Origin of the sequence: Pseudomonas shirazensis, from assembly GCF_050496565.1 — a bacterium.
Lineage (GTDB): Bacteria > Pseudomonadota > Gammaproteobacteria > Pseudomonadales > Pseudomonadaceae > Aquipseudomonas > Aquipseudomonas shirazensis_A.
The window spans coordinates 188,017-201,459 of sequence record NZ_JBNWAE010000002.1; the positions used below are offsets into that span (position 1 = coordinate 188,017).

The window sequence follows — 13,443 nt, forward strand, 5'->3', positions numbered from 1 at the left end:
ATGAATCACGCCAAGTCAACTTCCCCCTATATCGACACCCTCAGCATTGGCTGCGGCCCCGCCGGCCTGGCCTTGGCCTGCGTCTTTGACGAAGCGTTCCACGCCCAGGGCGGGCATGGGATGCGCGGTTTCCTGGCGCTGGAAAAAGCCTCGGACAGCGCCTGGCACCCCAACCTGTTGCTGCACAGTACCGACATCAATCACCACGTCTATCGCGACCTGGTTACGCCACGTAACCCGCAGAGCCCCTACAGTTTCGCCATGTACCTGAAGGAGAAGAACCGGCTGTTCAAGTTCGGCCTGCTGGGCCGGCCGGCCAGCCGCTTCGAATGGTCGGACTACATGACTTGGGTAGGCGCTAAACTCGCTCCGTATGTACGCTACGAGCATGGTGTGCAAGCCATCGAGCCGCTGCTGGAGGATGGCGAACTCACCAGCCTGCGCGTCAAGGGCGAGGGCTTCAGCTACGAAACGCGCAAGCTGATCCTTTCCAACGGTTCGACGCCCAACGTGCCGGAGCTGTTTGCTCGTCACCTCGGCTCGCATGTGTTCCACGCCAGTGAATACCTGCAGCGCCTGGCCCTGCTCAAGCACGACATGCCGCGTCGCTGGCTGGTGCTCGGCTCCGGCCAGAGTGCTGGTGAGGTGGTGGCTGACTTGATCCAGCAGCGTGAAGATATTCACGTTACCTCGGTGCATCGCTCGATCGGTTTCAAGGTTGCGCAGCTAGGCCAGTTCCCTAACCTGGTGTTCCTGCCTGAGCGCATCGAGTACTTCAAACGCCTCGACGACGAGGGCCGCAGCCGCTTCTTCAACCACGTCAAAGGTACCAACTACTCCGGTATCGATGTGGATGAAAGCCAGCACCTCTATTCGCTGATCTACGAAGACGAGATCGCCGGGCGCGAACGCTTGAGCATGGCGGTCAACGCCGAGGCGTTGACCCTCCAGCAGGTGCCGGATGGCTACCGTGTCACTCTGCGCGATGTGTTCACCGGTGAGGTCAGCGAGCATGTGGTGGACGCTATCGTGCTGGGTACCGGCTACCGCCAGGCGAAAATACCGGCGCTGCTGGAGCCGTTGGAGGAGTTCCTGATCAAGGACAGCCAGGGTGGCTTGCAGGTAAACAGCCAGTATCAGGTCGCATTGCGCAACAGCGGCAATGTCCAGGTCTATGTCAATGGCTTGTCCGAGCGCACCCACGGTATCAGCGATGGTCAGTCATTCTCGGCCGTGGCCTACCGTGCAGGGGTGATTCACGAGGCGCTGCTCAGCAGTGTGGTTGAACCTGTCGACTACTCGATTTGATCTAGGAAAGGAAATTCTGGATGAGCACTATTCCTGATGCCTTGGACAACAGCAGCACAATCATCGCATCGCTGTTTCCTGAGGCCACCGAGCGCGAGCATATCTTTGCGTTTTTGCGCCAGATGGTGGACGGCTATGCCGATGAGATTGGCTCGCTCAAGGTTGAGCCTACGATGTCGAAGGCTGATATCGCCGGAGTGATGGCCCGCTATGATTTCAGCGGCAGCCATGCACCCAGCGCGGTGCTGGGAGACCTTGTGCGCCTGATGGAGCAAGGTATGGTGCACGTCACCAGCCCTCGCTATTTCGGCCTGTTCAACCCGTCCACTTCTTTTTGGGGCACGGTCGCTGACTTCATCACAGCGCTTTACAACCCGCAGTTGGCGGTATGGAGCCACGCGCCAGCCTGCGTCGATATCGAAACCAAGTTGATACGGTATCTGGCCACGCTGGCGGGTTACGACCCGGCCGTCGCAGGCGGTTCGTTCACCACCGGTGGCGCCGAGGCCAACTGTACGGCGATGATCTGTGCCCTCAATCAGCGTGTCCCAGGCTTTGCCCGCGACGGGCTGGTCGGCCAGGCCGCACGGCCGGTATTTTACATCTCTGCTGAAAGTCACCTGGCCTGGGTGAAGATTGCCCTGCAATCAGGGCTAGGCCATGAGTCGGTGCGCCTGGTGGGAGTCGATGCGCAGGGGCGTATGGACGTGCGCCAACTGCGCAAGGCTATTGCCGATGATCGCGACAATGGGCTGCTGCCGTTCATGTTGGTCGCCACAGCCGGTACGACCAACGCCGGCAGTATCGACCCCTTGCAGGAACTTGCAGCGGTGTCCCAGGAGCAGGGCTTGTACTTCCATGTCGATGCAGCCTGGGCAGGTGCAATCCTGTTGAGTGATCGGCACTCGCATTTGTTGGCGGGTATCCAGTTTGCCGACTCGATTACCCTCGATGCGCACAAGTGGCTGACAGCGCCAATGGGAACGGGGATGTTCATCTGCGCCAACAGGCGGGTGCTCAGTGAGCCATTTGCCGTGACGACCAACTACATGCCTGTTGGCGATGACCTGAACCTTGACCCGTATGTGAACTCGATGCAATGGTCGCGCAGGTTCAACGGGTTGAAGCTGTTCATACCACTGGCGATTCTGGGTCGTGGTGGCTTTGCCGAGATGATTGACTACCAGGTCGAGCTGGGCAACTACCTCAAACAGTCGCTGGCGCGCGATGGTTGGGAAGTGGTCAACGCTACCGAACTCCCGGTCATCTGTATCCGCGACACGGCAGGTGCCGATCTCGATGCAATCATGGCCAAGGTATTGGCGGCTGGGGAGGTATGGTTCTCCATCACGACCTGCGGCAAGCAGAAAGCCTTGCGTACCTGCATCACCAGTTACCGTTCCACCCCTCAGGATGTTGATCAGCTTGTGTTTCAACTGAACGCTGCGCGCGCATCGCTTTAGCGTTACCGGGGCGCCCTGCGCCCCTTTTTTCAGAAGACGTTGGACCCCGCCAGCCCCCCCCTCAAAACGCAGTCTTGCCTTTTTCTAACGTCAGTGTTTAGAAAAAATCAGAATTGCTATCGCCTGTCAAAGGTTTATCCTCGATGCATCGATCGCCTCGGGCCCTTCTGCTGTGAGCTAAAGCGGACCCTCAGGCCTCGTCCTGCCAAGAATGGAGTTCTTGGAGCGTATAAATTTGAGGATAGTTTTACTAAACCATGAAAAAGCCTTCGCTTCCTTTGTTGGCGCTGCGTACCTTCGTCGAGGTTGGTCAGCACAGCAGCATCAAGATCGCCGCCCAGGCGCTGAATGTCACCTCAGGTGCTGTCAGCCAGCAAATCCGCCTGCTTGAAGAACGCGTGGGTACCTCGTTGTTGATTCGGGATCATCAAGGCGTGCGCTTTACCGAAGCGGGCGCGTTGGCTCACCCGCAGTTATGTGCGGCTTTCGAGCGCATAGAAGGGGTCGTTCGCCAATTGGAAGGGGTACAGCACCGCAAGATCCTGCGGATCAGTACAGTGCCGAACTTTGCCGCTTCCTGGCTGGTGCCCCGCCTTGGGCGCTTTACAGAGCGACATCCCGATATCGAAGTGCGGGTTGAGGCGACGTCTTCATTGGTGGATCTGCGCAAGCACCCTGTGGACATAGCCTTGCGCCATGGGCTGGGCTATTACCCAGGTTTGCAGGTAACCAGGCTAATCACGCCGATCATGGTGCCGGTGGCCAGCCCGGCACTGCTGGGCGCTGGCCCGCGATTGATCAACCCGGAAGACTGCCTGAACTATCCCTTGCTGCATGACGCTGATCGTGCCGACTGGGCGCTGTGGTTGAAGGCGCACAACGTCGGCGATGACTCGCGTGCGCAGCGTGGCACCAGTTTTGAAGATGACCTGTTACTGATGAAAGCTGCCGAAGCGGGGCAGGGCCTGGCATTGGTGGCGCAGGAGCTTGTCAGGCCAGAAGTTGAGGCCGGACGGTTGGTGCAGGCGTTGGATCACCCGTGGCCGATGCGTTTTTCCTATTACTTGCTGCATCAGAAGGAAGACGCTGAGCGTGCAGAAATCAAGGCCTTTACCGAATGGGTGCTGGAGGAAATGGAGCAAGCCTGAATACCCCTGAACGGCATGCCGAGCAGCTTATTCCGCCCACTCCGGATCCCCGGTAAACACCACGGTGATCCACCGATCCGGCCCTTCACCGCCCACCGCATCGCCGATTTCGTTGCGCAGGGCGTCCCACTCGGCGATGGTCCTTGCCCCCATGTCGGCAGGCACGATGAAGTACAGCTCGATCTCGCGCGAGCGCCCGACCTTGGCCACATAGGCCCGAAACGACTGCAGGCCATGCTTGCGCACGAAGGCCTGGGCGACGCTGTCGACGTGTTGCTTGAGATCGCTCGGCGTCACCAGGAAGATATCGGCCAGGGCCCGGCGGACCACCGACAACGGCAGCGGAATGATCACCAGACACACCAGCCCGAGCACCGCCGGGTCGATGTACGGTGAAATCCACTGCCACCGCGTGCCCTGAATTGCCAGGCCAACGCAGAAGGCAATCAGCAGCGCTGCGGTAATGCTCGCCGACATGACCCAGCCCTTGACGTCCATGCGCACGAAGTCGGAGTTGAGCGTGCGGTTGGCGCGTGCCTCAACCACGGCAATGGTGATGCAGGCGATCACGGTCAGCACGGCGTAGATCAGGGCGAGGCCGAATTCGAGGTCGCGGCCGCCTTCAAGCAGGCTGCTGACTGCGTTGATCAGGGCGTAGATGGCCACGCCGCTGAGCAGAATGCCGTTGAGTGCCAGCACCATCGGTTCGAGGTGCCAGAAGCCCATGCTGAAGCGTTCGCGCAATTTGCGTGACATCTGCGCGCTGCTGACGTGGGCGGTGATCAGCTTGACCACCACCAGCGACAAGCCGCTCATGCTGGCGTCGACCAACGAATAGACGCCGTCGAACACAATCGAGAACGAGCCCGAGGCCAGGCCGAAGGCGATGCCGATGGTGGCGATGAACAGCGTGACGGCGATCGAGGTGCGCAGCAGGCCTTGCTCGCAGGTCAGGTCGAAAAAAGCCGGTTTGGGTGTGATCTGCATGACTGAAACTCTTGTGCGGCGGTAACGCCGGGGGATAGCGGCCTCGGCATTGCCGAGGCCAGTACAGACTAGACGCGAAACTGCGCCATCAATGCTTGTTGCTGATTGGCCAGGTGGTTCAGCGCCTGGCTGATGCGCGCCGATTCGTCTGCCTGGCCGGCGAGCGAGTCGGTTACATCGCGAATGCCGGCCACATTGCGGTTAACTTCTTCGGCAACGGCGCTTTGCTCTTCGGCAGCCGAGGCGATCTGCATGTTCATGTCGGTGATCACCGCGACGGCCTCGCCAATCCGCTGTAGCGCGGGCATTGCCTGCTCCATCTGCTGTGCGCTGTCCTGCGCCTGACGCTGGCCGGCCTGCATGGTGCCGACCACGGCCTCGCTGCCTTGCTGCAGGCCTTCGATCACCTGGCGGATCTCTTCGACCGATACCTGGGTACGCTGGGCCAGGCTGCGCACCTCATCGGCCACCACCGCGAAACCGCGTCCGGCTTCACCGGCGCGGGCTGCTTCGATGGCGGCGTTGAGTGCAAGCAGGTTGGTTTGCTCGGCAATGGCGCGGATCACCTCCAGCACCGAGCCGATCTGCTCGCTGCGGCTCTCCAGCGCTTTCGCCTGGCCCATCGCCGCGTCCATGTCGCTGGCCAGTTGGGCTATTGCCCGGCGGGTGTCGGCTACTCGTTGCAGGCCTTCACGGCTGGCCTGATCGGCGCCGCGTGCCGCTTGGGCGGCTTGCGCGGCGTTGTGGGCGACGTCCTGCGCGGTGGCGCTTATTTCATTGGCGGCGGTCGCTACCTGTTCGATCTCGCGTTGCTGTTGCTGCATGCCATTGCTGGTCTGGCTGGCGATTGCTGCGGACTGGTCCGCTGTGCCTCGTGCGTCCTGCAGCGAGGCTTTGACCTGGGCAATCACCGGTTGCAGCTTGTCGAGAAAACGGTTGAACCAGCCGGTCAACTGTCCCAGTTCATCATCGCGGGCGTAGTCCAGCCGGCGGGTCAGGTCGCCTTCGCCGCTGGCGATATCCTGCAGACGCCGGGCTACCATCAGGATTGGCCGGGTGACGCCACGCGCGGTCAGCCAGACCAGCAGCAAGCCCAGCACCGCAGCAAACAGGCCGATGGCCAGGCTGATCAGGTTGGCGTCCTGGTTATGCCCGGCCAGGCGTTGATTGAGCGCTACTGCGGGTGCCTGCAACACGGCCTCGGGCAGCTCCAGCAGAACTTGCCACGGCGCGGCGTCAGGGATAGGCGCAAATGGCTGCGAGACGCGCATCTGGCCGTGATCCAGGCGCCGTACTGGCTGCCCGGCAAGCAAGCTTGGCAACAGCTCGCGGGCAGGGCCGCTGAGCACTTGTTCCAGTGGTTTGCTTAGTTGCGCGGCGTTGGCGCTGTGGCCGGCGAGCAAGCCCGCCGGGCTGACAATACTGACCTGACCCTGGCCATCGAACAGCTCCTGACGGCCGCTCAGGCTCAACTGCTGGAGGTTGTCCAGGCTGATGTCCAGGCCGACTACGGCGATGACCTTGCCGTTATCCATGATCGGTAGGGCGATGCTGGTGATCAGCACCTGCTGGCCGTTGATTTCGTCAAAATAGGGATCGACCACACAAGCCTTGGCGGTTTGTTCCGGGCAGGTCAGCCAGCGGTTGTAGGGCGAGCCGTTGGCGCCAATGCTGCTGTCGGCAAGCATCGCCTCGGGCATGGTTTCGGTGGTCAGCGTGCCGGACTGTGCCTGCGACCAGTACAGCGAGAAGCGCCCGCTGTCGTTGCTGCCTTGCTCGGGCTGGTTGATGAAGCGGGCATCCTGTTGATCGAGGGCGTTAGGTTGGAACACCAGATACAGGCCGATCAGGCCAGGGTTGCCTGCCAGCGCCGCGCGTGCCTGGGCGCTCAATGCCGCGCGCAGATCGCTGTCGCCGCGCTGCCTGAGCACCTGCACCAGGCGGCTGAAACCGCTGCCGTATTGGTAGGCATCCGTGAAGTAGCGCTGAATCCGCAGTGCCTGGGTCTCGGCCTGGGCCTGCAGGCGCAGGCGGGCGCTGTGGTCGAGCAGTTCGCTGTTGGCACTGAACACCTGTGCTGCGCTACGGCGCGCCTGGGTCAGCGAGGTGGCCACCAGCAGGGCGACGATGACCAGCAGGCAGAGGCCGGCGAGCAGGGTGATCTTCCACTGGATGGAAAGGCGGCGCAGGAGCATGGGTTTTCCTTCTCGAACAGAGCGACGCCCGCATCAAGCGGGCGTCGGTGGGGGAGGCTCAGTCAGCGATACAGTTGGGCGGCGCGATGCGAAACGCCTTGGTCAGCCAGCCAAGGTAGATCAGCCCGGCCAGTGCCCAGGCGCCGCCAAACAGCAGCGAGTGCTGATTGAGGTCCAGCCACAGCGAGACGATGATGCAAAAGCCAATGGTCGGCAGCACCAGGTACTTGAAGGTCTGGGCCAGGCTCTTGCGACCCTTCTCGCGCAGGTAGCAGTGGTTGATCACCGCCAGATTGACGAAGCTGAACGCAACCAATGCGCCGAAGTTGATCACCGAGGTGGCCGTGACCAGATCGAAGAAGATCGCCGACAACGCCACCAGACCCACCACGGCAATGTTCAGCACCGGCGTCTTGTACCGAGGATGCAGGCGGGCGAACACCCGAGTCGGGATCACCCCGTCGCGGCCCATCACATACAGCAGGCGCGACACGCTGGTCTGCGAGGCCAGTCCCGAGGCGATGGTGTTGATCACCGTGCAAGCGATGAACACCGACTGGAACAACTTGCCACCGACGTACAGGGCGATCTCCGGCAGCGCCGCTTCCTGGTCATGGAAGCGCTGCATGGTCGGGAAATAGGCCTGGATGAAGTAGGACACAAGAATGAACACCACACCGCCGATCAACGCCGTGAGGAAGATCGCTCGCGGAATGGTCTTGCCCGGATCGCGGGTTTCTTCCGACAGGCAGGTCACTGCATCGAAACCCAGGAACGAGAAGCACAGAATGGTCGCACCTGCGGCCAGCGCGCTGAACTGCACTTGCGGGTCGACAAACGGGATCAGGCTCCAGGCCGTACCCAGGCCCTCGCCATGCTCCAGGCCGCGTGCACAGAGGTAGATGAACACACTGATGATCACCACCTGCACGGCCACGAACAGGGCATTGAAGTGGGCCACCAGGTTGACGCTGCGCATGTTGACCAGGCTGATCAGGGTGACGAAGCCAGCTACCCAGATCCACTGCGGCACCTCCGGGAACATCGCCGACAGGTACAGCTTGGCCAGCAGCGCGTTGACCATCGGCAGCAGCAGGTAATCCAGCAGCGATGACCAGCCGACCAGAAAACCCACGTGTGGATTGATCGCCCGCTGAGTGTAGGTATAGGCCGAGCCAGACTGCGGAAAACGCCGTACCAGCGTGCCGTAGCTCACCGCGGTGAACAGCACGCCCAGCAGCGCCAGGATGTAGGCACTGGGCACGTGTCCGGCAGTAATCCCGGAGACGATGCCAAAGGTGTCGAAGACGGTCATCGGCGTCAGATAAGCCAGGCCGATGATTACCACATGCCACAGGCGCAGTGATTTGCGGAACTGGCCGCCGGTACTTGGTTCAGGCTGCATGCGCGCGATGCTCCTGAGCCTGAACGGTGGGCGAGTGGGCGGGCGGGCACAGCCAGGTCGTGCGGATGAGCTCCATGTTGTTCACCTTTTATGTCGGAGCGAGGGCGGGCGCATGCGAAGCGCCGGTGGCATGGCTGACAGAGCCACAGCGAAGTTCAACGCGCGCAGAGTCCCTTGTGGGGCGGGTAAGCGCGCTGCAGTTGTTCTTCGTTGTCGGGCGCTGAAGCAAGGTGGTTAAAATAAAAAACGATGCGGGTTAGGGTGTCAAGTTAAACATGACAAAATGTAACCTGGATCGAGCTTTTATCGAGTTTTTGCGGGTTATATCTTCAGATGTGTGCGAATTTTTACTTATAGACAGATTTTAATGTCCGTAAAAATTTACGTGAGTGGATTGCCATCCACATCCTCAACAGATTTTTGCCCACTGAGCCCGGCGCATCCGGCAGGCGTCAGTGGTACCCTTCGTGCCCAGCGCGACGACGTCGCACCCAGCCCTCTTATGGAAAGCAATCGGTTCAATTCATGAAGAAATCAGTAGGCATCCTCTCCGGCCTGGCCGTCGCCATCGCCATCGCAGCCACCGCTGGCGCCTGGTACACCGGTAAGCAACTGCCCGCCGAGTTGCAGGCCTCGGTCACCCGTGCCAACGAAGAACTGCTCAAGACTACGGCCGGTACCGGCGGCAGCATGAGCCTGGAGCTGACCTCGCTGGAGCAGCACTTCTTCAGTAGCACCGCGCATTACCGGCTCAAGGCCAAGGACGTCTGGCTGGGCGAAGGCCAGGCACTGAACTTCGATGTCGGCATCACTGATCAGCTTGAGCACGGGCCATTCCCGTGGTCGCGGGTCAAGGCGCTGAAACTGATGCCGGTGATGGTCTCGAGCAACAGCGTGCTCGACAAGGATGAAGCCACAGCCAAGTGGTACAGCGCTGCGGGCGAGCAACCGCCGATCACCGCCAATGTCGATGTCGGCTATGGCGGTCACATCGACAGCGATATTCGCCTGGCGCCGGTCAAGCTCAATGAGGTCGACGGCAACAGCGTCGACTTCTCCGGCATGCAGGTGCTGCTCAGCGGCGACCGTGAAGGCAAGGCTGTGAAAATTCACGCCAACGCTGATCGTCTGGTGATGAAACTGGTGGGTGAAGAGCATCCGCCAGCGACCTTCACCCTGGACAAGTTCAAGGTCGGCGGCAACCTCGCCAGCACCGACCACGACATGGTCTATGTCGGTAACGTCGATGTCCTGCTCGGCCAGATGCAGGCTGTGCTTGGGCCAAAGCAGGAAGTGCTGCTGCTCAAGGACCTGGAGCAAACTAACCTGTACACCGCTGAGGGTACTGACAAGATCGGTGCGCGAATCGCGTACAAGGTTGGCGACATCAACTACGCCAACCGCGCCGTGGGCAGTGGCAAGATGGTCGTGACCATGAACTCGGTCGACGTGCCGGCCCTGCAGTCGCTGGCCGAGTGGTACCAGACCAAGCTGCCTGAGGTGCAGGCCATGCAAGCGGCCACTGCCGCTGGCGAGCCAATGCCGTCGTTCAACATGAGCGAGGAAGAGAAGGTCAAGGTTCAGGCAGACCTGCAGAAGATGCTTGCCGCCAAACCGAAGCTGGCCCTGGAAGAGCTGTCGTTCAAGACTGCCAACGGCCAGAGTCACTTCAAGCTGGCGCTGGACTTTGCCCCGCCAAGCTCGTTCGACCTGCCGCCTGATCAATTGGCCAAGCAACTGATCAGCCAGCTCAACGGTGAACTGCTGGTGTCCAAGTCGATGGTCGGCGACCTCACTGCCTTGCAGGCCCTGCTCGAAGGCCAGACCGACCCTCAGGCGATTGCTCAGCAGTCCAGCCAGGCCGGTGAAATGCTCGGCATGATGGCGCTGCAAAGCGGCATGGCCACGGTCAAGGGCGACGACGTCGTGTCCAACCTGCACTACGCCGATGGCATGGTCGACTTCAACGGCAAGAAAATGACCGTTGAAGAGTTCGCCATGATCCTCGCTGCGCACTTGGCGGCGCTGTCGCCACAGGGCTGACATGATGCTGGCGGGGCTGCAGGGATGGCGGGGCAAGCCCGCGCTCGCTCGGCCCCGCAGGTGTCAATGCTTGCGCGCAATCAGGCCGGTTAGGCCGGCCTGATTGGCACGCGCAGAAATCGCTTTTGCAAAGACCTGATTGGCTGTAGCCTTCGGCGCGATAATAATCCGTGCCCGCAGAAGGCCGTGATGGCCTGTCTGGCCGTCCGGCGTCATTAGCCTGACTGCCAGGGCTCGGTGATACTCTTGACTGACGCGCACGCGCGCCCGCAGGTCCAGCGATCATGACCCAGATTTCCGAACGGCTGTTGGTTCAAGCTCACCTTGATGCCAAGCAACCCCATCCTCTGACGCCCGCGCAGGAGGCCGAATACCGTGCGGCCATCGCTGCCGAGCTCAAGGCCCAGAATGCTGTGCTGGTTGCGCATTTCTACTGTGACCCGGTAATCCAGGCCTTGGCCGAAGAAACCGGCGGCTGTGTTTCCGACTCGCTGGAAATGGCCCGCTTCGGCAAGAACCACCCGGCCGAAACCGTGATTGTCGCCGGCGTGCGCTTCATGGGCGAAACGGCAAAAATCCTCACCCCGGAAAAACGCATCCTGATGCCAACTCTGGAAGCGACCTGCTCGCTCGACCTTGGTTGCCCGGTAGAAGAGTTTTCGGCGTTCTGCGACAAGCACCCCGAGCGCACCGTGGTGATGTATGCCAACACCTCGGCTGCGGTCAAGGCGCGTGCCGACTGGGTGGTGACCTCCAGTTGCGCGCTGGAAATCGTCGAAACTTTGATGGATAACGGCGAGAAAATCATCTGGGGGCCGGACCAGCACTTGGGCCGCTATATCCAGAAAAAGACCGGCGCCGACATGCTGCTGTGGGACGGGGCCTGCATCGTCCATGAGGAGTTCAAGTCGCGCCAGCTCGCCGACATGAAGGCGCTGCACCCGGATGCGGCGATTCTGGTCCACCCGGAGTCGCCTGAGTCGGTGATTGACCTGGCCGATGCGGTAGGCTCGACCAGCCAGCTGATCAAGGCGGCGCAGACCCTGCCGAACAAGACCTTCATCGTCGCCACCGACAGCGGCATCTTCTACAAGATGCAGCAGCTATGCCCGGACAAGGTCTTTGTCGCCGCGCCTACCGCGGGCAATGGCGCTGCCTGCCGCAGCTGTGCGCACTGCCCGTGGATGGCGATGAATACCCTCGAGCGCACCCTCGACTGCCTGCGCACCGGCAGTAACGAAATATTGGTCGACCCGGCCTTGATCCCGCGCGCGATCAAACCGCTCAACCGCATGCTCGACTTCACTCAGGCGGCCCGCCTGAAGTTGTCCGGCAACGCCTGATCCGCAGCGTGGGCGACGCCGGGCAAACCGGCGCCGCCTGAACGCTGCCTAGCGCATCATGTCCTTGACCATCCGCTGCTGCTCGAGAATCTGCCGCTGACGCGCATCGATCTGCGACGCCAGCGGGAAGTTGCTACCCGCGCGGCGTTTGGCGAAGTCCAGCTGCTGCACTGCCTGGTCAAAATCACCGACCAGCGTGAAGTACTCGGCGCGTGCCCGATGCAGGCCAATGGTATTGCCCGACAGCCCGCGCACTTCAGCCACTTCGTACCAGACGTCCGGGTCATCCGGGCGCTTCTTGACCAGGTCATCCAGCACTTTCTCGGCCTCAGCCGGCTTGCCCTGCTTGATCAGCAGATCGGCGCGCGCCTGCTGCAGCGGATAATTGTTCGGATACAGGCTGCGTAGCCGCTCGACCCGCTGCTGCGCGTCGGCCAAGCGATTGTTGGTGATCTCCAGGTCGATCTGCGCCAGGTTGTAGGTGATGTCGTTGGGCGCCTTGGCCAGCAGTTGCTTGAGGTTGTCCCGCGCTTCGTTGAGGCTGCCGCCTTTGATCTGCGCCAGGGCAAGGCCGTAGCGTGCCGCATCCAGCTTGGGGTCATCCGCGAGTTGATCGCGGAAGCGCTTGGCCGCAAGCCCCGGCGTGCCTTCGTAGGTCAAGGCGACGCGGGCGCGAATCAGCTGATAGCGCAGGCTGTCCTCGACGCCACCCTTGGGCATCTGCTCGGCGCGGTTGCGGGTGTCGGCGATACGCGATTCGGTCACCGGGTGAGTCAGGAGAAACTCCGGCGGCTTGGCGCCGTAGCGGTACTGCCGGGCCAGGCGCTCGAACATGCTCGGCATGGTGCGTGGGTCGAAGCCGGCTTTTTCCAGGTTCTGGATGCCGATGCGGTCGGCTTCCTGCTCGTTCTGCCGCGAAAAGCGCCGCTGCTCCTGAATCGCAGCTGCCTGGGTGCCGGCAATCAAGCCGATCCCGGCGTCGCCACCACCGCCGGCTGCCAGCACGATACCGGCCAGCAGTGCGGCCATCATCGGTACCTGCATACGCTGCTGAGCTTCTATCCCTCGAGCAAAGTGGCGCTGCGACAAGTGCGCCAGTTCGTGGGCCAGTACCGAGGCGTATTCACCCTCAGTCTGGGCATTGAGGAACAGCCCGCCGTTTACCCCGACAATCCCCCCTGGAGCCGCGAAGGCGTTCAGCTCGCGGCTGTCGATTAGCACGAATTCCAGCCGGCGGTCCTGCAGCTGGCTGGTCTCGGCCAGGCGATAGACGCTGGTTTCGACATAGTCCTTGAGCTGCGGATCATTCAGCTGGCGCACTTGCCCGCGCAGCAGGCTGAGCCAGGCGCGGCCGAGTTCATGTTCTTGCTGCGGGGAAACGATTGCAGAACTGGCATCGCCCAGCGACGGCAGGTCATCGGCATGCCCAGGCAGGGCCATCAGGCAGGCCAGCGTCAGCAGGGTAGGGCGCAGTAGATTCATGCACGAAGCTCGCGTCGGATCAAAGACCCGTACTGTAGCCCGCTCACACCTTGGCGACCAGTGGCGGTA

9 protein-coding genes and 1 pseudogene are annotated in these 13,443 nt (G+C 61.5%); 5 read left to right on the top strand and 5 right to left on the bottom strand.

The window, feature by feature from the left end; translation table 11 throughout:
* The 3 genes from ACQZ2L_RS04855 to ACQZ2L_RS04865 all read left to right on the top strand — a co-directional run bounded on the left by ACQZ2L_RS04855 (position 1) and on the right by ACQZ2L_RS04865 (position 3,919).
* Positions 1–1,308, top strand: coding sequence for a SidA/IucD/PvdA family monooxygenase (locus ACQZ2L_RS04855; RefSeq protein ID WP_430324886.1), 1,308 nt, complete (start codon positions 1–3; stop codon positions 1,306–1,308).
* A 20-nt stretch (positions 1,309–1,328) separates the two neighbouring features.
* Positions 1,329–2,771, top strand: coding sequence for a pyridoxal phosphate-dependent decarboxylase family protein (locus ACQZ2L_RS04860; protein ID WP_430324887.1), 1,443 nt, complete (start codon positions 1,329–1,331; stop codon positions 2,769–2,771).
* 257 nt (positions 2,772–3,028) lie between these two features.
* Positions 3,029–3,919, top strand: coding sequence for a LysR substrate-binding domain-containing protein (locus tag ACQZ2L_RS04865; RefSeq protein WP_430324888.1), 891 nt, complete (start codon positions 3,029–3,031; stop codon positions 3,917–3,919).
* 27 nt (positions 3,920–3,946) lie between these two features.
* Here ACQZ2L_RS04865 and ACQZ2L_RS04870 read toward each other — a convergent pair whose 3' ends face one another.
* From ACQZ2L_RS04870 to ACQZ2L_RS04885, 4 genes and pseudogenes are all read right to left on the bottom strand, one after another.
* Entirely contained in the window at positions 3,947–4,906 is a 960-nt protein-coding gene (locus tag ACQZ2L_RS04870; RefSeq protein ID WP_430324889.1) for a cation diffusion facilitator family transporter, read from the bottom strand.
* A 68-nt stretch (positions 4,907–4,974) separates the two neighbouring features.
* Positions 4,975–5,730 (bottom strand): methyl-accepting chemotaxis protein, encoded by a 756-nt coding sequence (locus tag ACQZ2L_RS04875; protein ID WP_430325159.1) that lies wholly within the window; start codon positions 5,728–5,730, stop codon positions 4,975–4,977.
* Between the two features lie 102 nt (positions 5,731–5,832).
* A pseudogene (locus tag ACQZ2L_RS04880) lies at positions 5,833–7,101 on the bottom strand (HAMP domain-containing protein); the annotation flags it as partial.
* 58 nt (positions 7,102–7,159) lie between these two features.
* On the bottom strand, positions 7,160–8,506 hold the full coding sequence (locus tag ACQZ2L_RS04885) for an APC family permease (RefSeq protein WP_430324890.1): 1,347 nt from the start codon (positions 8,504–8,506) through the stop codon (positions 7,160–7,162).
* Between the two features lie 525 nt (positions 8,507–9,031).
* Here ACQZ2L_RS04885 and ACQZ2L_RS04890 point away from each other — a divergent pair.
* Positions 9,032–10,549: a YdgA family protein gene (locus tag ACQZ2L_RS04890; protein ID WP_430324891.1), complete on the top strand. Its 1,518-nt coding sequence runs from the start codon at positions 9,032–9,034 to the stop codon at positions 10,547–10,549.
* A gap of 284 nt (positions 10,550–10,833) precedes the next feature.
* Positions 10,834–11,892, top strand: coding sequence for a quinolinate synthase NadA (gene nadA, locus ACQZ2L_RS04895; RefSeq protein ID WP_430324892.1), 1,059 nt, complete (start codon positions 10,834–10,836; stop codon positions 11,890–11,892).
* Between the two features lie 48 nt (positions 11,893–11,940).
* On the opposite strand, the gene ACQZ2L_RS04900 is transcribed toward nadA, so the two are convergent.
* On the bottom strand, positions 11,941–13,374 hold the full coding sequence (locus ACQZ2L_RS04900; RefSeq protein ID WP_101317440.1) for a M48 family metalloprotease: 1,434 nt from the start codon (positions 13,372–13,374) through the stop codon (positions 11,941–11,943).
* Positions 13,375–13,443: the final 69 nt, after the last annotated feature.